This is a genomic window from Bacteroides sp. 2201st1_D9_2201SCRN_220225 (assembly GCF_040928965.1).
Classification (GTDB): domain Bacteria; phylum Bacteroidota; class Bacteroidia; order Bacteroidales; family Bacteroidaceae; genus Bacteroides; species Bacteroides stercoris.
Map to the genome: position 1 here is coordinate 13,913 of NZ_JBCODG010000034.1, position 21,799 is coordinate 35,711.

Annotated in this window: 12 protein-coding genes; all 12 read left to right on the top strand. The window is 42.7% G+C overall.

Annotated elements, in window-relative coordinates; all coding sequences use genetic code 11:
• Positions 1 to 10: 10 nt before the first annotated feature.
• The 12 genes from fucO (at position 11) to AB5903_RS12695 (ending at position 21,733) form a co-directional block, all read left to right on the top strand.
• Positions 11 to 1,165 (top strand): lactaldehyde reductase, encoded by a 1,155-nt coding sequence (gene fucO, locus AB5903_RS12640; protein ID WP_368117896.1) that lies wholly within the window; start codon positions 11 to 13, stop codon positions 1,163 to 1,165.
• A gap of 17 nt (positions 1,166 to 1,182) precedes the next feature.
• On the top strand, positions 1,183 to 2,505 hold the full coding sequence (locus AB5903_RS12645; RefSeq protein ID WP_005652800.1) for a glycoside hydrolase family 105 protein: 1,323 nt from the start codon (positions 1,183 to 1,185) through the stop codon (positions 2,503 to 2,505).
• A gap of 147 nt (positions 2,506 to 2,652) precedes the next feature.
• Positions 2,653 to 3,579, top strand: a complete 927-nt coding sequence (locus tag AB5903_RS12650) for an AraC family transcriptional regulator (protein WP_005652799.1) — start codon at positions 2,653 to 2,655, stop codon at positions 3,577 to 3,579.
• A gap of 242 nt (positions 3,580 to 3,821) precedes the next feature.
• A complete protein-coding gene (locus AB5903_RS12655; RefSeq protein WP_117741578.1) occupies positions 3,822 to 7,064 on the top strand; it encodes a TonB-dependent receptor in 3,243 nt (1,080 codons plus the stop codon).
• A 17-nt stretch (positions 7,065 to 7,081) separates the two neighbouring features.
• Positions 7,082 to 9,061 carry a RagB/SusD family nutrient uptake outer membrane protein gene (locus AB5903_RS12660; RefSeq protein ID WP_117741603.1) on the top strand — a complete coding sequence of 660 codons (1,980 nt, stop codon included), beginning with the start codon at positions 7,082 to 7,084 and terminating at the stop codon, positions 9,059 to 9,061.
• Between the two features lie 131 nt (positions 9,062 to 9,192).
• A complete protein-coding gene (locus tag AB5903_RS12665; RefSeq protein ID WP_272710871.1) occupies positions 9,193 to 10,482 on the top strand; it encodes a polysaccharide lyase family 1 protein in 1,290 nt (429 codons plus the stop codon).
• Between the two features lie 115 nt (positions 10,483 to 10,597).
• The gene (locus AB5903_RS12670) at positions 10,598 to 13,459 is read left to right on the top strand and encodes a glycoside hydrolase family 2 TIM barrel-domain containing protein (protein WP_368117897.1); all 2,862 of its coding nucleotides are present in this window, start codon (positions 10,598 to 10,600) and stop codon (positions 13,457 to 13,459) included.
• 134 nt (positions 13,460 to 13,593) lie between these two features.
• Complete coding sequence (locus AB5903_RS12675; RefSeq protein WP_117741575.1) at positions 13,594 to 15,741, top strand: hypothetical protein; 2,148 nt, start codon at positions 13,594 to 13,596, stop codon at positions 15,739 to 15,741.
• 196 nt (positions 15,742 to 15,937) lie between these two features.
• Positions 15,938 to 19,222 (top strand): DUF4450 domain-containing protein, encoded by a 3,285-nt coding sequence (locus AB5903_RS12680; RefSeq protein ID WP_272710869.1) that lies wholly within the window; start codon positions 15,938 to 15,940, stop codon positions 19,220 to 19,222.
• A gap of 23 nt (positions 19,223 to 19,245) precedes the next feature.
• Positions 19,246 to 19,512, top strand: a complete 267-nt coding sequence (locus AB5903_RS12685; RefSeq protein WP_368117898.1) for a hypothetical protein — start codon at positions 19,246 to 19,248, stop codon at positions 19,510 to 19,512.
• Positions 19,513 to 19,668: 156 nt separating this feature from the next.
• Complete coding sequence (locus AB5903_RS12690; RefSeq protein WP_005652754.1) at positions 19,669 to 20,934, top strand: site-specific integrase; 1,266 nt, start codon at positions 19,669 to 19,671, stop codon at positions 20,932 to 20,934.
• 1 nt (position 20,935) lies between these two features.
• A complete protein-coding gene (locus tag AB5903_RS12695; RefSeq protein ID WP_005652752.1) occupies positions 20,936 to 21,733 on the top strand; it encodes a hypothetical protein in 798 nt (265 codons plus the stop codon).
• Positions 21,734 to 21,799: the final 66 nt, after the last annotated feature.

Sequence of the window (21,799 nt, forward strand, 5' to 3'; positions counted from 1 at the left end):
AATGAAGTATATGTACAGAATGATATTGAACGAAACCTCTTACTTCGGAGCAGGCTGTCGGAAAACAATTGCGGTGGAAGCCATGCGTAGAGGTTTTAAGAAAGCGTTCTTTGTGACAGATAAAGACCTGATCCGTTTTAAAGTCGCAGACAAAATAATTGAAGTTTTTGAAAAGAATCGTATTCCTTATGAGCTTTTCAGTGATGTAAAGGCAAATCCGACGATTGCGAACGTACAGAATGGCGTATCCGCTTTTAAAGCATCCGGTGCTGATTTTATTGTAGCGCTGGGCGGTGGCTCTTCCATTGATACGGCAAAAGGTATCGGCATTGTTGTGAATAATCCGGATTTTGCAGATGTGAAGTCATTGGAGGATGTAGCTGCAACCCGTCATAAGGCTGTCCCGACTTTTGCATTGCCTACAACGGCTGGAACAGCCGCTGAAGTCACTATCAATTATGTGATAATTGATGAGGATGCAAAGAAGAAGATGGTCTGCGTAGACCCTAATGATATTCCGGTTGTGGCGATTGTAGACCCGGAACTGATGTATTCCATGCCGAAAGGGCTGACTGCTGCAACAGGAATGGACGCTTTGACGCATGCCATTGAAAGCTATATAACACCGGGCGCCTGGGCGATGTCCGATATGTTTGAGTTGAAAGCCATCGAAATGATTGCCGCTAATCTGAAAGCTGCGGTAGACGATGGCAATGATGTCGCTGCTCGCGAAGCGATGTCACAGGCTCAGTACATTGCCGGTATGGGATTCAGTAATGTAGGTTTGGGTATTGTTCATTCCATGGCGCATCCGTTGGGCGCTCATTATGATACTCCGCATGGAGTTGCCAATGCATTGCTGTTGCCCTATGTGATGGAATATAATGCAGAGTCTCCGGCTGCCCCCAAATATCTTCATATAGCTAAAGCTATGGGAGTAGATACGGTGGGTATGACCGAGGCAGAAGGAGTGCGTGCGGCTGTGGATGCAGTCCGGAAGCTGTCATTGAGCATTGGCATTCCTCAAAAACTACATGAGATAAATGTAAAAGAGGAAGACTTGCATCAATTGGCTGTTGATGCCTTCAATGACGTTTGCACGGGCGGTAATCCTCGTCCTACTTCTGTCGAAGATATTGAGACTTTGTATCGTAAAGCTTTTTAATTATAATTTGAATTACCATGAAGAAAACTATTATTTCATGTGTGCTGTTTTTAACAGCCGTCACTGCTTTTTCGCAAACACCAATGAAGACGGCAGCAGAAGCTAAGCTTTCGGCTTCTGACCTTGCTGTGAAAATAGCAGACCGTATCCTTGCAACTACTACTTATGAGTTTAAGAATACCAAGACCGGTAAAACCTATAAGTCTGTCAAGAACTTGCCTTTGGATATGAATGTCAAGGTTGCATGTAAATACAATAATTGGCATTATACCAATGGAGTAACCCATATCGCTTTAATGGAATTGGCCGATAAAACGGGAGCGAAGAAGTATGATGATTATGTTCTTAAAAATATGAATTTCGTATTTAACGAGGGTAATCTTGATTTCTTTAAGAAGCAGTATGAGCAGGCAATGAAAAATGAAGGATGGTATGGCGTTCGTAAGTTGAGTTGGCACATGATATTCCGTGGAAAGCGTTTGGATGATAACGGTCCTATGGGAGCCAGCCTGATTGACCTGCAGATGAAGCATCCGAATAATTCTTTCTTGAATTATATTAATGAAACAGCCGAGCACTTGAACTATGGCGAGCCTCGTTTGGCTGACGGTACTATTGCCCGTATCTGGCCTCATGAAAATACCATCTGGGCTGATGATGCTTTCATGGCTATCTCTTTCCTTGCACGTATGGCTAAGATGACCGGTGACATGAGTTATATCAATGATGCTGCCAATCAGGTAATCAAATATCACAAATATTTGTGGTGTCCCGAAAAACGGATTCTCTATCATTGCTATCATACGGATACGGACGAGCACGGTGTTGCTCATTGGAGCCGTGCCAACGGTTGGGTTTTCATGGCAACTGCCGATTTGCTTGCAGTGATGCCGCAGAATCATCCTATGCGTCCTGAGGTTTTGGAGTGCTTCCGCCGTCAATGTAGCGGTGTAGTGCGTTATCAGGGTAAGAACGGTCTTTGGCATCAGCTTCTTGATAAGGAAGATTCCTATGAGGAAATTACGGGTACGGCCATGTTTGTTTTTGGTATCGCACGTGGTGTAAAGCACGGTTGGCTGCATCCTGATTTCATTTATGCTGCCGAGCAGGGGCTGAAAGGAATGATGACACTGATGTCCGACAAAGGCGATGTGACCAAAATCTGTGTCGGAACGGGTATCATGCCGTCGCCTGCATACTACTACAACCGTCCTACCCAAGAGAATGATCCGATGGGTGAAGGACCTGTTCTCCGCGCATTGATTGAAATGATGGATGCGCCGAAGTATACAGAGATTAAGGCTGAACAGCAATACGATAAAATTGTAGTCAAAAAGTAATAATCCTTTTAGATAGTATGTTAATCCCGTCTGGAAACACAAAGATACTTCCAGACGGGACTTTTTTTATTAAATCTTCCATAGGTATCTCTTATTTCACAAATATTTCCTATTTTTGTCCCGAATCCATCATGAAGGACACGTGGTATGACTAAGAATTACAATGATTTAGGAGTGGAATTTAAGTACCTTATCGTAAATGACATGGACCAAAAGTTTGGTCTGTGGGTAAATACTGTCGGCTTTCAATCCATTCAGCCGGACTCTCCGTATCCATTGAAGGATCATCCTTCCGGTTATTTCTTTAATGCCCAGAAAGGACGTGTCTTGCGTGAGTATCAATTGGTTTATATCACGAAAGGACGGGGATTGTTTTCTTCGGAAACAACGCCGGAAAAGCAGGTATGCAAAGGACGTCTGATGGTATTGTTTCCCGGTCAATGGCATACTTATCACCCTTATCGCCAAACCGGATGGAACGAATATTATATCGGTTTTGAAGGTCCTGTCATTGATAATCTGGTGAAAGGCGGTTTCTTGTCTAAAGACAATCAAGTGCTTGAGGTGGGTTTGAATGAGGAGTTGGTGTCTCTTTTTTCCCGTGCTTTGGAAATAGCGGAAGCGGATAAAATATCTTCCCAACAGTATCTTGGCGGTATAGTGCTGCACATAGTAGGTATGATACTGTCCATTTCTAAAAATAAAATTTTTGAGGTGGGCGATGTTGATCAGAAGATTGAGCAGGCCAAGATTATAATGAATGAGAATGTCTTTAAGGATATTGATCCTGAAGAGTTGGCTATGAAATTGAATATCAGCTATTCCTGGTTCCGGAAAGTATTCAAGGACTATACAGGTTATGCACCGGCTAAATATTTCCAGGAGTTGAAGTTGCGTAAAGCCAAACAATTATTGGTTGGTACTTCTCATTCCGTTAAAGAGATTTCTTTTATGCTCGATTATAAGTCTACCGAACATTTCTTTTCATTATTTAAAAAACGCACAGGGTTTACCCCATTGGAATATCGCTCTTTTGGTCGGGAGACTGAGGTGGAGAACGAGGATTTTGATTAATGTCAAAATGAATAGTCTACTATCAAAATTGTTATAAAAACTTTGATTGTCAGATTTTTATTGGGTGAAAAGCTTCTTTTTTCTTAGGAGAAAGTCAAAAAAGAAAGTATTTGTGTCAGCAGTTATATTTTTGTAAGGTATGATTATATTTATTTTTGCGCTTACAAGTTCGATACTCAATAATAGTTGTATCGGGCTGTTAATCTTGAATTAATTAATCAACCAATTTATATTAATAGTCTATGAGAATTTTACACAAAAAACTATGCTTGTTGATGCTTCTATTAATAAGTTTTCCTTTTAGTCTTTTTGCTCAGAACAAAACAATTACAGGTACAGTTCGTGATGCAGTGGATGTCGTGATTGGCGCTTCTGTTATGGTAAAAGGCAATACTGGTGTTGGTACTATTACTGACATGGATGGTAAATTTACTCTCTCTTTGCCAGCTTCTGCAAAGGAACTGGTCGTTTCGTTTATCGGTTATGATAACCAAACAGTGGTGATTGGCAACAAAACCCACTTTGACATTACATTGAAAGAATCTTCAGTAATGTTGGAAGAAGTGGTTGCAATTGGCTATGCAAAGGTAAAGCGTAAAGAATTAACAGGCTCTTCCGTTTCTGTGGGTAGTAAAGAATTGGCTATGGCTCCCGTTACAACTGCTGCACAGGCATTGGCAGGTAAAGCTGCTGGTGTTAATATAGTTCAGCAAAGTGGAGCTCCGGGTGCTGAAGTTAATATTACTGTACGTGGTGGTACATCTATAACACAAGGTACACAACCGTTATATATTGTAGATGGTTTTCAAATGGAAAACGGTCTTCAAAATGTTGACATAAATGATATTGAGAGTATTGATGTGATGAAAGATGCTTCTGCTACAGCTATTTATGGTGCTCGTGGTTCAAATGGTGTTGTTTTAATTACTACGAAATCTGGTAAATCGGGAAAAACCGAAGTTTCTTATAATGGATTTGTTAGTTTTGACCGTCTCGGCAAGAAATTAGATTTGCTGGGTGTAGAAGATTATGTAAAGTACCAGTATGAGTTTCAGTTGCTTCGCGGCAATCAAAGTAGTTTTGCCAATCTATTTGGAGGAAATATCAATGATGCAGATTTTTATACGGGTGCTTATAGCCGTATTGCTCAAGAATATGGTAATCGCGCAGGTATTGATTGGCAGGATGAAGTTTTTGGCTCTACAGGTGTTACGCAGAATCATAACGTAAACATAACCGGTGGTACTGAAAAGACTAAGTATATGTTAAGTTATAATTATACTGGTGAAGATGGTATTATGGATAAGCATGGCTATCAGAAGAATAGTATCCGTGCTAAAATCAATCACGAATTGTGGAAAGGTGTACGTTTTGATTTTTCTTCAAGTATGCAGATGACTAAAGTTGAAGGTGGTGGCTCTTTAGGTGGAAAATTGAAGCAGACTATTTTGCAACCAATTACAGGTGGTGTGAAGTTTACTGAAGAAGAAATGTTGAATAAGGATTTGTCTGACGCGTATTCTGATATGCCGGGTGCTGATAATTATGATATTAATAATCCTTTGTTGGACAATATGGCTATTGCACAAGAAAAGTATACCCGTATGGCTACTGTAAATGCAGGATTGGAAATTGATTTAATGAAAGATTTGACATTTCGTACGGCCGCTAGCTATATGTGGCAACAGATTCGCGAGGATTATTGGGATGACGGCTCTACCAGACAGGCTGATGCAAATCAAAGTCCTTATGGATATGGTTATCGTAATAACGGTGAAAAGTTTTCTTGGCAGGTTACGAATACATTAAACTATTCGTTTAATTTGGATGATAATAAACATAACTTTAGCGTTTTGTTGGGACAAGAGACTTATTATCAAGAGAAAATGAATTTAGATAATGAGTACCGTAAATTTCCTTCTGGTAATTTTGAGCTAAACGATGTGGCTATGGGTACTCCTTATGAATGGAAATCAGGAAAGAATAAGGAAGGTTTGGTTTCTGTTTTTGGTCGTTTGTCATATAATTTTAAGGAACGTTATTTATTTACAGGTACATTACGTGCTGATGGTTCGTCCAAGTTTGCAAGAGGAAACCAATGGGGTATTTTTCCCTCTGCTTCAGCTGCATGGCGTATTTCAGAAGAGGAATTCTTGAAAGATGTTGATTTCTTGAATAATTTGAAATTACGCGTAGGTTATGGTACGGCCGGTAATAATAACATTGATGATAATATGTATACTACGGGCTATGGTTCAGGTCATTACGGTATAGCAGGTCAAGATTATATCACATTTGTTCCAGGTTCAACATTGGGAAATAAGGATCTGAAATGGGAAAAAACTACTACTACTAATGTAGGTTTGGATATTTCGTTATTCAACAGCCGTGTAAACTTAGCTTTGGACTGGTATAATAATGAGTCTTCTAATCTTTTGATTAAAAATAAAATTCCTACTACTACAGGTTATGCAGACCAATATCAGAACTTAGGTTCTATTCGTAACCGTGGATTTGAAATAGTATTGAATACAACCAATATTCGTACTAAGGATTTTACTTGGAGTACAGATCTTAATATTGCTATCAATCGCTCTAAAGTATTGGAACTATATGGAGATGAGAGTTTGGATTATTTTATACAAGACTATGAGTCGCGCATGGGGTATAAGATTGAGGTAGGAAAACCATTGGGACAATACTATGGACTTCTGTATGACGGAGTATATACAACTGATGACTTTAACCAGCAGGCTGATGGTACTTATAGAATAAAAGACGGTGTCGCTTCTTTGAAAGGACTTGATCGTAAGAAAATTAAACCGGGCGATGCCAAGTACGTTCCTACAGCTGGTGAAACAGATAGCAATGGTAATCCTGTATGGTCAACAAACGATCGTACTGTGATAGGAAATGCAGCTCCAAAATTTACCGGTGGATTGAATAATACTTTTACCTACAAAGGTTTTGACCTTTCTATTTTTATGAATTTTGTAGTAGGAAATGATGTTTTCAATATGAGTACACAACGTTTTATAGGCCCTTATCTGTCTAATCAGAACTCATTGGCGATTATGAAAAACCGTTTTACATTGGTTGATCCGCAAACAGGTAAGGAAACTACAAATTTGGCTCGTTTGGCAGAGTTGAATCCTGGGCAATTTGGCAAAAATGTAATGTGGAATATTTCAGAGAATAATAAGACTGCTATCAGTGATCATAGTAGCTATTATATTGAAGATGGTTCTTATTTACGTTTTAGTACAATAACTTTAGGGTATACGTTCCCTAAACAATGGATACAAAAAGCAAAATTAAGTAATGCACGTATTTATTGTACATTGAATAATATTGCTACAATTACAGGTTATAATGGTTACGATCCGGAAGTATCCGCTTCAAGTAGTGCATTGACTCCTGGCATTGACAATTCGGCTTATCCCCGTTCAAAGAGTTGGGTTTTAGGCGTTAATTTAACATTCTAATTATCGAAATGAAGGTCATGAAAAAAATAATAACTATTTTAACTGCGTCAGCATGCTTGTTGACATTTACTTCTTGTCAGGACTGGCTGGATATGCCTTCCGAATCAAAAGCTGATAGTGAGACACTGTTTGAAAATCTTGGACGTGCAGAAATGACTGTAGTTGGTGCTTATCCTAGCTTGTTTACTCAAGAATTAGGTTATCAACTATTAGAAGGAACAGATGAATCTAGTTCTTCAGAAACTAATTCTAAGTATAATGTTTCCAATTATGATTATACTTCTACTTCTTCGATGTTGAATTCTACATTTTCAAGTATGTATAAGGCAATAGAATACAGTAATGTCTGTATTAAAAATTTGCCGTTAATGAATGTGGCAGAAGGAGAAAAAAAGAAACGTGATGCTCTTTTAGGCGAAGCATTGGCTATTCGTGCCTATGCTTATTGGAATTTGGTACGTTTTTATGGTGATGTTCCTTATTCTAACATACCTACTTCTGAGTTGAATAGTTATAGTTCATCTCGTGTAAGTCGAGATGAAATTTGGGATAACTGTGTGAAAGATCTGCAAGATGCAATAGAATTGTTGCCTTGGAAAAGTGAAGGAATGGTAAGCACTCCGGAACGTTTCACTAAAAATTCTGCTTATGGTATTTTAGCGCGTGTGGCATTGTATGCAGCCGGATATTCTTTGCGCTGGGATTTGAATACTGTGCCCTATGATGCAGCAACTGTTAGAATAGCACAACGTGATGATCAAAATCGCATCAAAGAACTTTATCAGATAGCTGCTGATGCTTGTTACGAAATAATAAAGCAAAAGGAAAATGATTTGTTGGATAGTTATGAAGAGGTATTTCGTGATTTAGCAACCAAAGAGTATAATAAAGAAACGATGTTGGAATATGGTTGGTATGGTGCAAATTCGTCGGATGTACGTACTGGTTATGTAAATGGTATTCCTACAAATGGTTCTGGTGGCACTTTTGGTAAAGGTGGTGCACAAATGATAGCAATGCCTACTCTTTATTTTGAATATGCCGATGGTGACCAACGTCGTGATGTTTCTGTATGTAATTATGGCATTTATACAGATGGCAAGTATCAAATGAATACATATATTGGCGCAGGGGTAGGTAAATATCGTATCAATTGGTGTAAAGACAGAGGTACTTCCGATAGTCGCCGCGATATTAATTTCCCGTTATTGCGTTATTCGGATGTACTGTTGATGTATGCAGAGGCATTGAACGAATTAAATGGATATGCTACTCCAGATGCCGTTGATGCTTTGGAAAAAGTCCGTTTGCGTGCTTTTAAGAAAGATGCAAGTAAGATTAAGCCTATACCTACGGAGTATACAGCTTTCAAGAATGAAATTATTTTAGAACGCAAGTTGGAACTGTCTAATGAATCTTTGCGTAAAACAGATTTAACGCGTTGGGGAATTCTTTATGATCATTTGATGGCTGAAAAAGATAAATTATACCAGTTGGCAAGACGTGAAGGTAAATATGCAGATGTTGATGTCTACCGTGCCTATAAAGGCGGTAAAGCTGTTTACCAAGATCCTACAGTCGCTTTGCCTTATATTACATTAAAGGAATCAGATTTTTCAAAATTTGGTTTAACTAACGATGAAATCAAAACGCTGAAAATCCAAAATGATGGAGTAAACGGTGGTTTTGTAGAAAAGGAGGTTTATGAGGATGTAAATGGCAATATTTATTTAACAAAAGATGACATGCCTGAGGCGCAGCAGGAGAATGCTACTGCCGTAACTTATACTATTTTAAATATGTTCGGTTGTCACACGATTAAAAACAAGGGTGGACTTTCTGTTGAGCAGGTGGAAGGTATAAGTGATGTAAATAACTTCATTACTAATATGTTCTATGGTTTGGAAAAGAATAAAGTAGAGATTCTTCCGTTCAGTACAACAGCTATTATTGATGTTAATCCTGGTTTAAAAGATCAGCAACATCCTTGTTACTAAAAGTAATGATTGGATATTAGATTAGTAAAGAGAAAAGGTGGATACTCGGTACTTGAGTTCCACCTTTTCTATATTATATTTAACCCAAAAACGGAATATACTTTATGCCTTTTCAATAAAAAACTTGTTTTATGAAGAAAGTTTGTTTTAGCATTATCTTGCTTATTGTAGCTTTTTCTGTGCAAGCGCAATCTCTTGCTTTTCCTGGTGCTGAAGGTTATGGCAAATACACTACTGGCGGACGTGGTGGACGAGTATTAATAGTAACCAACTTGAACGACAGCGGCGAAGGAAGTTTGCGGCATGCTGTAGAGCAAACAGGAGCGCGTATCGTAGTCTTTGCCGTAGACGGTAATATTGAATTGAAATCTCCACTTCGAATAAATAACGACAGCATTACCATAGCCGGTCAATCTGCTCCGGGTGATGGAATCTGTTTAAAGGACTATCCGTTAATTGTTAATGCAAGCAATGTTATTATCCGTTATGTCCGAGTCCGTGTGGGCGATCGCTATCGCTTAGATAGTGATGGTTTGAGTGGAGGACGTTATGGGCAGAAGAATGTAATTCTGGATCATATTTCTGTAAGCTGGAGTATAGACGAATGTCTTTCTATCTATAAAACAGAAAATCTTACCGTACAATGGTGTCTGGTAACACATAGCCTGAATTCTTCAGTCCATACGAAAGGTAATCATGGATTTGGCGGTATTTGGGGAGGGTATAAGGCTACATTCCATCATAACCTGTTGGCAAATCATGCCAGCCGTAATCCCCGGTTTTCTTCTGTCGATGGAACTAAATGGGTAGACTATCGTAATAATGTGGTGTATAATTGGGGATTTAAAACTGCCTATGGTGGTGGACATCATGGTGAGATAAATATGGTGGGTAATTATTATAAGCCGGGGCCTGCCTCTCAGCATCATCGTTTACTTGATGTGGCTGAAGACGGTACCGGCCGTTACTATGTGGCAGAAAACGTAATGGAAGGGGATGATACTGTGACTTATGACAACCATCGTGCTGTGATGGATAGATTTTCTTGTTTGGTTGATAGTCCTTTTCCGTATGAGCCCATTGAAGAAGATATACCGGTGGTGGCCTATCATAAGATATTAAAGGAGGTAGGGTGTAGTTTCTCGCGTGACATGTACGATAAAGAAGTTTTGCGCCAAGTAAAGAAAGGGCTTGGAACATTTGGTCTAAAAGGGATTATCAATTCTCCGAAAGAGGTAGGCGGATGGCCTGTGTTGAAAGTTGGAAAGCCTTTACGTGATACTGATGCGGACGGAATGCCTGACGTGTGGGAACGTCGGTACGGATTGAATGCGGATGATGCCTCTGATGCTTCCACCTATACGTTGGATAAGAATTATACTAATATTGAGATTTATCTGAACGGACTTTTGGAAAAATGAACATTATTTCCCTTGGTATTTCTGACTCTGTACAAAATCAATATATTACTTACACTGATTTTATATTGAATTCAAATTTATTATTTTCGAGAATTAAAATCCATATAAAAGAAGTATGAATATAAGAATCTTTTTTACTGTTTTAGGACTATTGTCCGCTCTTTGCGTATGGTCTCAGCAGACAGAGCGCCGTTATCTTTCCGGTACCGGACTGGGCGATGGCGTAACCTGGCAGTTTTATTGTTCCGAGGGTAGGAACAGCGGGAAGTGGAGCAAGATAGAAGTGCCTTCTCAATGGGAACTGCAAGGTTTTGGTGAATATACCTACGGGCGTTGGTATAAGAAGAAAGGGGTTAAGAATCCCAGTATAGAAGAGGGGATTTATCGTCATACATTTCGTGTACCGGAAGATTGGAGAGGTAAGAACATACGTTTGTGGTTTGATGGGGTTATGACAGATACGGATGTGATTGTAAACGGAGTTTCGGCCGGAGAAACACATCGGGGCGGATTTTATCGTTTTTCCTATGACATAACTTCTTTGTTGAAATATGGTGCTGCCAATAAGCTGGAAGTACGGGTAAAAAAACATTCTGGAAATAAGTCGGTGAATGCGGCCGAACGTAAGGCGGACTGGTGGTTGTTTGGGGGGATTTACCGTCCTGTATGGTTAGAAGCCAAACCTCAGACACGTATCGAACATATTGCAGTGGATGCGAAAATGGATGGGGAAATGCAGCTTTATACCGAGCTGAAAGGAGTGAGAGGCAAGGAAAAATTAACGGCAGCTTTACATCCTTTGGATGGAACGGACGTTTGTTCGGAGGTTTGGACGTGGGACGTGGGGCATGACAGTGTGTTTGCTCATATTTGGAAAAATGTAGAACCTTGGACTCCGGAAAAACCTCGGCTTTACAATCTCATTGTTACCTTGCGGAATGAAGAAGGGGAGGCTTTACACCGGACATCTGTCCGCGTCGGATTCCGTACCGTTGACTTTCGTCCACGCGACGGTGTTTATCTGAATGGTACGAAACTGGTGATGAAAGGCATAAACCGTCATTCTTTTCACCCCGATGGCGGGCGTACCACCAATAAGGAACTCAGCATTCAAGATGCCCTGCTCATTAAAGAAATGAATATGAATGCCGTGCGTTCCCATTATCCACCCGATGAGCATTTTCTGGATGCTTGTGATTCGTTGGGATTGCTCTATATTGATGAACTTGCGGGCTGGCAGAATGCTTACGACACTGTTACAGGCAGCAAGTTGGTAAAAGAAATGATAGCAAGGGATGTAAATCATCCATGTATCGTACTTTGGAGCAATGGAAATGAGGGCGGGTGGAACATGGCTACGGACAAACTGTTCTACCGTTATGATCCGCAGCGCCGTCATGTCATCCATCCTTGGGCGGACTTTGATGAATTGGATACACACCATTACCCGGCTTACCTGACCGGTGTAGGCCGTTTCACCAACGGATATAAGGTTTTCATGCCGACAGAGTTTATGCATGGTCTGTACGACCAGGGACATGGAGCCGGACTGGAGGATTTCTGGGCGCGATATACGGCACACCCTTTGTTTGCCGGAGGTTTTTTATGGGCATATAGCGATGAAGCTGTACGCCGGACAGACTGTAATGGCATTTTGGACAGTGAAGATTATAATGCGCCTGATGGTATTGTAGGTCCTTATCGGGAGAAAGAAGGCAGTTTCTATTCCGTACGGGAAATATGGTCGCCTATAAAGATAAAGCCTCTCCAGCTAACGCCTTCTTTCAATGGTCGTTTTTTAGTGGAGAACCGTTATCTGTTTACTAATTTGAAGGAGTGTTCCATGCGCTATCGCGTCCTTTCCTATCCTTCCCCGCTACAGAGCCGGGCAGAGGGATGCACAGTAGACAGCGGCCGGGTGAATTTGCCTGCTTTGGAACCGGGTGAAACCGGATATGCCTGTATAGCTGCATGGGAGAATCCGGAAATCCGGGAAAAATTCTTCTCTAAGGGAGATGTTTTGGAATTGGAGGCTATAGGAGTGGATGGAAAGAGCGTGTGTACACGTACGTATCCCATCAGTTTTGCGAAAAGCTATTTTGAAGGGCAACTGGCTTCTTTGAAAAGAACAGGAAAAGGTTGTTGCGTGAACGAGACTGATTCTTTAATAACGTTGTGTTCCGATTGGGTGGACATATCCTTTCGCCGAAACGATGCTACCATATATTCTGTATTGCGGAAGAAAGACAACCGGATAATTCCGTTGAAAGACGGTCCGCTGCCTGTAGGAATGCAAATGAAACTGGTGTCCCTTTCCGCTCGTATGGAGCAGAGAGGTGATGCTGTCCTTTGTGCCCGTTATCGGGGCGGAGCGGATTCCGTTGTGTGGCGTTTGCGTCCGGACGGGCTGTTGAAGATGGATGCCGTATTGCTGAACCGGGCATCGGGCGGTGATGGCTTTGATGATGCTTTTACGGATAATGCCATACTTAACTTCGGGTTTACCTTCTCTTATCCTGAAAGCGAATGTACAGGTATGCGTTGGTTGGGGCGCGGTCCTTACCGTGTGTGGAAGAACCGTATTCCGGGCACGAATTACGGTATCTGGCAGAAAGACTTTAATAATACTGTTACCGGAGAGAGTGCGGACAAACTGGTCTATCCGGAATTTAAAGGGTATCACGCCAATCTTTATTGGGCCACAATTCAAGGCAAGCAGAATGCTTTTACCGTCTATGCGGCTACGGACGGAGTGTTCTTTCGTGTATTCACTCCGGATGAACCTCGTGGGCGTCAGGATGGTATCCATACAATGCCGGACTTTCCGGCCGGGGATCTTTCTTTCTTATTGGATATTCCCGCCATTCGCTCTTTCAAGCCGATAAGTCAGCACGGGCCGCAGAGTCAGCCTGGAACTATCCGTATCAAAAAAGGGGATGAGGGATTGAAACTGGAGTTGGCATTTGACTTTCTGTGACAGCTTGGGCAGTGTATGCCCGATAATCATTTCTCTTAGCATTTCCGCCAAACCGGACAGAATCGGTTTGGCGGAAATGCGTTATCTTTGCTTCGTTCACAACTATGAGATATATTACTTACACTAAAAATACCATGAAAAAACTGTTTTATTCTCTACTTGCAGTCGTCTTGGCAGCTTGCGGTTCGGAAAAGCAAGCGCCGATAGATCGTGAGGCGCTGGTTGCCCGTAACAACCCTCAGGTATCTTCGTTTGATTCGTTGGCGTCGTTGTCGGTCGGCAACGGTGAGTTTGCCTTTACTGTGGATGCTACCGGTCTACAGACTTTTCCTTCAGTATATAAGAAAGGCGTGCCATTGGGTACGCAAAGTCAATGGGGCTGGCATAGTTTCGGTAATCCCAATAAATACAAACCGGAAGAATACTTGAAAGAACACGATTTCGGTCGTGGACATAAAGAAATATACGCTTGTCAGTTTAAAGAAGACGGACGTCAGAAAGAAGCTTCCAATTGGTATCGCATGAACCCTCATCGCCTGCATTTGGGTATCGTGGGACTGGAGTTGGGCGATGATGTGAAGACTTCTGACATTACCGATATTGCCCAGACATTGGATATGTGGAACGGTGTCATCAACAGTCACTTCACACTGAAAGGTAACGCCTTTGATGTACAGACCGTATGTCATCCGCAAATGGACATGATTTCAGCCAGTATCACCAGTCCGGCACGTGCTGGGGTGAAACTGCATTTTCCATACCCTACGGGCGCTCATGCCGATGATGCCTGCAATTGGGATGCCAACAACAAACACACTACAGATATAGTCTTTGAGAATGCGCAAAGTGCAGTTCTCAAACGTACACTCGATTCTACCGTTTATTATGTATCTCTGCGTTGGGAAGGAAAAGCTTCCCTCAAGGAGAAGTCTGCAAACTATTTTGTACTGACACCGGCGGAAGATAAACTCGCTTTTTCTTGCAAGTTTACGTCTGCTTTTCCCGGAACTGTATTCGAGAGTGAACCGGCTGTCTATACATCTGCCGATACTCTGCCTACTTTCGCCGAAACTCTGGCAGCCGGCAACAGCTATTGGAACAATTTCTGGAAGAACGGTGCGGCTGTAGACTTCTCACATTGTACCGACCCGCGTGCCAAAGAACTGGAACGCCGTGTCGTATTGAGCCAATACCTGCTCGCCATTCAGTCGGCAGGCAGTGTTCCGCCGCAGGAAACAGGACTGACCTACAATTCATGGTTTGGCAAGTTCCACCTCGAAATGATATGGTGGCATCAGGCTTGGCAGGCACTTTGGGGGCATCCCGAATTGCTGGACCGCACACTCGGCTGGTACGAAACGGTAGAACCTGTTGCCCGTGAGATAGCCCGCCGTCAGGGATTCGACGGAGTGCGTTGGATGAAAATGACCGATCCCAGCGGAACGGAAGCTCCGTCTAATGTAGGCAGTTTCCTGATTTGGCAGCAACCGCATTTTATCTATTTGGCCGAACTCGTTTACCGTGCCAATCCTTCGGATGAGGTGATTAAGAAATACAATCATCTGGTGCAGGAAACTGCAAAGTTCATGTATTCTTTCGCCACTTACGATGAATTCCATGGACGTTTTATCCTGAAAGGCGCTATTCCCGCACAAGAAACATTGCGTGCGGCTACTACCATCAATCCGCCGTTCGAACTCTCTTACTGGCATTATGCCATGAATGTGGCTCAGCAGTGGCGTGAACGTGCCGGTGAAAAGCGTAATCTGGAATGGGATGAGATGATAGACAAACTCTCTCCGCTGGCCTATAATGAAGACTGCCTTTATCTGGCTGCCGAAAATGCAGTGGATACTTACAAGGATATCCGTTTCACCAGCGACCACATGGCAGTGCTTGGCTCTGTGGGTATCCTGCCGATGAACAAGCTGATACGTGCTGACTATATGAAGAATACGCTTCATTGGGTGTGGGACAACTGGAACTGGGGCAAGACATGGGGCTGGGATTACCCGATGACCGCTATGAATGCCACTCGGCTGGGTGAACCCGAAAAGGCTGTAGGCGCCTTGCTGATGGATAAGCGCACCAATACCTACTTGTTGAACGGACACAATTATCAGGACGGACGTCTGCGTTGCTACCTGCCGGGCAATGGCGGCTTGCTGACTGCCGTAGCGCTGATGTGTGCCGGTTGGGACGGGTGTGAGGTGAAGAATCCCGGTTTCCCGCAAGACGGTACATGGGATGTGCGTTGGGAAGGATTGAAGCCGATGCCATAATTGCCTCTTTGTATATAAATATTATTATATATAACTAATCTGGGACTACTCCGTACTACCCCTTTTCTGAATAGCTTGCAGAAGGGGTGCATTCAGTATACGACTGATATAGGTTCAGTCGTATACTGAATGTATTTCAATCGTATAGTGAATGGCTTTCAGTTATGCCTTCATCCTTTGAATTAAATAAAACCTTATGAACCGTATTTCTGTTTTTGCAATTATTTTTACTCTGTTTATCCCTTTGGGGGCTTACGCGCAATATGCTTCTTCGTCTAAAACTCCGAAGAAAGCAGGTGATTTGATAGAATCCACTTCCTACAATGACCATAAGCGGGGAGCTCCCCGTATGTTGCAATACTTGCCGTCCGGTGAAGAGTTTGTCTGCGTCAACGGCAAGAACCGCTACACACGTGCTTTGTATGGCGGACATACGGCATGGCGCCTGGAAACCGGTGACCGTCCGATATTTGCCACGTATGTCAAGAACGACTGCCGTAATATCCGTTTTCGCCTGCACCTGCCGGACGGTACGGTTACACCGTTGGAAGAAACCGATTGGTGTGAGGCGCGTTATAATCCGGGTACACGTACGTATGCCTTGAAAGACAAGGCATGGGGAGAAAATTGCAGCCTGAAAGTTTCCGTATTGGCAAGTCTTACGGAAGAGATGGCCGTTTGGGAGCTTTCCGGTGAGTTGCCTGCCGGCTGCGAGCTGGAAGTGCTGAATTCGCCCATCCGCCGGAAGAAGCTTTCCCGTAGCGGAGATATGGGGGCAGACCCGCCGGGATGTTTTGAGCCGGCAGAAGACGGCACAGTGCTGCAAATACTGAAATGCCGCTTTCCGGCCGACGGGCATTTGTATGTGGGCATTTCCGGTAATGAACTGAAGGAAATGCAGGATGGTGGTGTACAGTATCTTGCCCTTCAAAAGGCTTGCCGTGAACTGTCCGGACGCATCAGAATCACTACTCCCGATTCTTATTTCAATACGCTTGGCGGTGCACTTGCCGTTGCTGCCGATGGTATCTGGGGGGAAGAGGGCGTGTGGCTGCATGGAGCTGTCGGCTGGCGTATGCCGTTGAGCGGCTGGCGTGCCGCATACGTAGGCGATGTGTTGGGCTGGCACGACCGGGCACGCACTCATTTCGACAACTATGCTGCCAGTCAGGTGACCGAAGTTCCCAATACGATTCCGCATCCGGCACAGGATTCTGCCCTTGCGCTTGCACGTTCAGCCAAGATATGGGGAACACCGCAATACAGCAACGGATATATCTGCCGCAATCCTCGCCGTAACAATCAGATGCACCATTATGACATGAACCTCTGTTACATAGACGAACTGTTGTGGCACTTCAACTGGACGGGCGACCTTGAGTATGCCCGCCGCATGTGGCCGTTGCTGACACTGCATCTTGCTTGGGAAAAACGCAACTTCGATCCGGACAACGACGGCTTGTACGATGCCTACGCCTGCATTTGGGCAAGCGATGCGCTGTATTATAACAGTGGCGCCGTTACGCACAGCTCTGCCTATAATTATCGCGGCAATAAACTGGCTGCACTGATTGCTGAGAAGATAGGCGAAGCCCCCACACCCTATCGGGAAGAGGCCGATAAGATATTGAAAGCGCTCAACACCCGTCTCTGGTTGCCGGAGAGAGGACATTGGGCGGAATTCCAAGATTTCATGGGTCATCGCCGTCTGCATGAAGATGCTGCCGTATGGACCATCTATCACGCTCTCGACAGCGATGTGGCCGATCCGTTTCAGGCATATCTTGCCACAAGTTACATAGACCGTGAAATTCCTCATATTCCTGTCGTAACTTCGGATGATGTGCTTGCCGCCGATGCTGTTTTGCCTGTCAATGCAGGCCCGTACGCTCATTGGCAGGAACAGTTGAAGGCAGCGGGTGCTGCCGTCAATGCCGGAAAGTATGCCACTGTGGCCACTACCGACTGGATGCCGTATTCATGGAGCATTAACAATGTAGCCTTTGCCGAAGTGATGCACACGTCGCTCGCTTATTTTCAGGCAGGACGCAGAGAGGCAGGTTTCAAATTGCTGAAAAGTTCTGTTCTGGATGGCATGTACCTGGGCGATAGTCCGGGCAATTTCGGGCAGATAAGTTTCTATGATGCTGCCCGGGGCGAATGTTACCGCGACTTCGGCGACCCTATCGGAGTGGCTTCCCGCGCATTGATTCAGGGGCTTTACGGAATCTTGCCCGATGCTTTGAACGGTCGTCTGCTGATAAAACCCGGTTTCCCGGAAGAGTGGGAGTATGCTTCACTGCATACGCCGGATATAGACTTTGACTTTAAAGCGGGCGAAGTGGCTACCGGTAAGTATTCTTCCCGCGACTGTTCGCTTTATACCGTTACACACCGTTTGCCTGCCGTACGGAATCTGGAATTGCAATTCCCAGCACGTCGTTCGGCTGTGGCGCGTTTGACAGTAAACGGCCAGAATGCAGCGTGGAGACTGGTTGAAAATTCAGTTGGACGGCCCATGCTTTCCGTTTCCGTTCCTGCTGCTTCCGATGAGGAGGTAACAATCAATGTCGCTTGGGAAGGAGAGTTGCTTGAAGCTCCTGCTTCTGTCGATGCTTATCCTGCAACTCGCGTCCGTAAGGCGGGACCCGTCAGTTTCATTGCTATGGAACAGGGACAGATGAAATGGTGGGCGCCGGTAGAGCACCCGGTATCCGATAAGGGTAAGAAACCTGTTCCGGCAGGTGATTTTAAAGCAGTCGATTCAGCCCGATGCACTCCTGTCGATATGCAGAAAGTGTTCAATGCGAATGTAACGGATATTTTCCGCAATGAATACCTGTCGCCGCGTTCTCCGTACACCACGTTGCAGTTGCCCAAACAGGGAATAGGCGAGTGGTGTCATCCGCTGAAGACAGCAGATATAGATGATTCGGGTTTGCGTGCCGCTGTGCGTAAAGGCTTGTTGGAGACAAAGCTCGGGATACCTTTCCGTACTCCTGCCGAAGGGCATAACATTGCTTTCACCTCTCTTTGGGACAATTATCCGGACAGTCTGCAAATTCCCCTGCAAGGCAAGGCTTCCCGTGCCTATTTACTAATGGCAGGCAGTACTAACCACATGCAGTGCCATATCGACAATGGCGTAATCCGTGTGTATTATGAAGACGGTACTTGCGACACCTTGTCTTTGGTAAATCCGGACAACTGGCCGCCCATCGAACAGATATTCTTTGAAGATGGAAAGTCTTTTAATCGTCATGCACCGTCTCTCTATCGCCTGCGTCTGAAGACCGGTGAACTGAGCAATAATTTCGGTGAGGAACTTGGCTTTACCGGAGTGTCTCGCGAGGTGGACGGTGGTGCCGCCGTACTGTTGGAAATGCCGTTGAATGCAGGGAAAAAGCTTTCGCATCTTGTACTGGAGACACTCTCCAATGAGGTGGTGATAGGAATAATGGGCATTACGCTTCAACGATGAAACCGTATTTTAAATAAAAGATTATGGAACATTTCAAGAGATTTGCCTTTTGCATGCTTTACCTCTTTACCTTTATCTGGCAGCTCAGTGCACAAGTAAAGAAGATTCCGCAGTGGGGAGCGGTTCGAGATAGTGTTGCAAGGTACTGCCAAAGGAACCTTATATCTGATGTTGCGGGTGATAATATAAATAAAAAACCACTGCTTTTACAGTGGTTTTTTCATGTCGGAATGAGGCGACTTGTAACCTGTTTTTCTTCTTTTTCTTCTATTTTGTTTTTGTTTGTGTAAATTGTATGTTTATCAATGTCTTATGAAAATGCTATCAACAAAGAGAAACAAAGATAAAACAAATAAAATAAAGAATTTGCGGAACAAAAACGGAACAAATATAGGAATTGTTCCGCTAATCATGTATCTTTGCTTTTGGATTTAAAAGTGAAGAATATGGCAAATATAAAATTTCTCATCCGTGATATGAATGCCGACAATGAGCAAACCATATACATAACTTCCCGCTTTGGTAGAAATGAAAAGCTCATGTATGCCACACCATTGAAAATTGAACCTTTGTTTTGGGATGAAAAGAAAGAGTGTGTTAAAAATTCAAAGTATTGTGTCAATAAGGACGAGATTAATGTAGCCCTTAAAAGTATTGAAGGGAAAATAAACTCTTTCATTGCAGAAGCAACAACAAAAGGTGAACCAATTACTAAAGACAGTCTTAGAAATTTTCTTGATATTCACTTCGGAAAGAAAGTGGCGGCTGCACATGATTTTCATTCGTTCTTTGAGGAGTTTATCCGGTTATGTGATACAAGAGTAAGCCCACGTAGAGGCGGTCAGACTATCGACTATAAAACGAAACGTGAGTATGCACGCACTTACTATTATATTCAAGAATACGAGAAGAAAAGGAAAATACGACTGGAATTCCGAAGTATAAATCAATCTTTCTTTAGTGATTTTGTTGCTTTCTTGCAAGAACTGGGATTGAGCACTAATACTATTTGGCACAAAACAGTAAGCCTTAAGGCTGTAATGAAAGCAGCTAATGAGCAGGAACTAACGGATAACACTAAATATCAACTATTCAAAAATGTATCAGAGGAGAGCCAGGCTGTTGCTTTGAGTGAGGATGAACTTGATACGCTTGCATCTTTTGATTTTTCGCATTCTCCCCGATTGGAACGAACACGGGATTTGTTTCTCGTAGGTTGTTGGACTGGATTACGGTTCTCTGATTTTACACGTATTAGAGAAGAAAATATAAAAGACGGGATGATAACCATTCAACAACAGAAAACGAATGAGTTTGTAACCATTCCTTTGCATCCGGTATTCTTACGTATTTGGGAGAAGTATAACGGCAATCTTCCAGGTAATATAAGCAATCAGAAATTCAACGATAATTTGAAAGATGTATGTAGGGAAGCCGGGTTAACGGAACATGTGATGAAATCAATAACCAAAGGTGGTAAGAAGCAAACTACTATTTATGAAAAGTGGCAACTCGTTTCTTCACATACAGCCCGGAGAAGTTTTGCAACCAATCTATATAAATCCGGTTTCCCAAGTATTAGCATTATGCAGATAACCGGACATAAGACAGAAAATAGCTTTCTGAAATATATCAAAGTGACTAAAGAAGAACATGCTAAGATGCTGATGGTGCATTGGCAAAAGAAAGGTAGTTTATTAAAAACTGTATAATATGGAAAATGCAAGAGCTTTTTTTGATTATGTACGTGATTACATGATAGAAGAAATCAAAAAAGGAGAGACGTATAAAGTAAAAGAAGAACTTTATCCATCTTTAGGAAATGTTGACTATTATAGGCTTACTGAATATGTTGAAAAAGTTGCTAATAAATTATTTTCAATGTGTAAAGAAGACCGACCGATTTATGCAAAACTAATGATAGAGTGTATAAATATTTATTATGGTATTTGCTATGATAGTGTGGAAATGGTTACGACTGACGTTATAAATAAGAAGACAGGTAAATCCCGAAAAGAAAAGGAGTATGTTTATATTTATGAATTTAAGGGGGAGAAATTTGATATGTCTGCTGCTATGTCAGATATTGATGATTTTGTGGAAGCTGTATTTGGGTTATTCTTAGATTTTGGGGTAGATGTCTATTCTATAATAAAAAAATTAGAAGAAAAAGCCGCTCGTTCCGATTGTTATGATGAGTTAGAGGACATATTAGCTTTTGCTGCTAACGGTCCAGTTTTTAATTTGAATAAAGGAATACGTAAAAAGCTGCCAAGAGCAAAAACAACGGAACAAGTGGATGTTATTAGAACTTTTATCAAAAGTGCTGGTGTAAAGTATAAGGACGATACAGCCTTAGCGGAGTTTATATCGTGGCTTTGTGGCGGCACGGAGGATTCTGTTAGAAAGAATGGAATAGTGCCTAATACCGGTTACGGAAATGAAAAGGAATTGAAGAAGCAATTTGCCAATATTGGAATAGATTATGATAAAGGCACTATAAAACATTGATGTGATATAAAAATTGTCATATGACAATGAATGTGACACCATAAAAATCACTATATTTTTGCATCC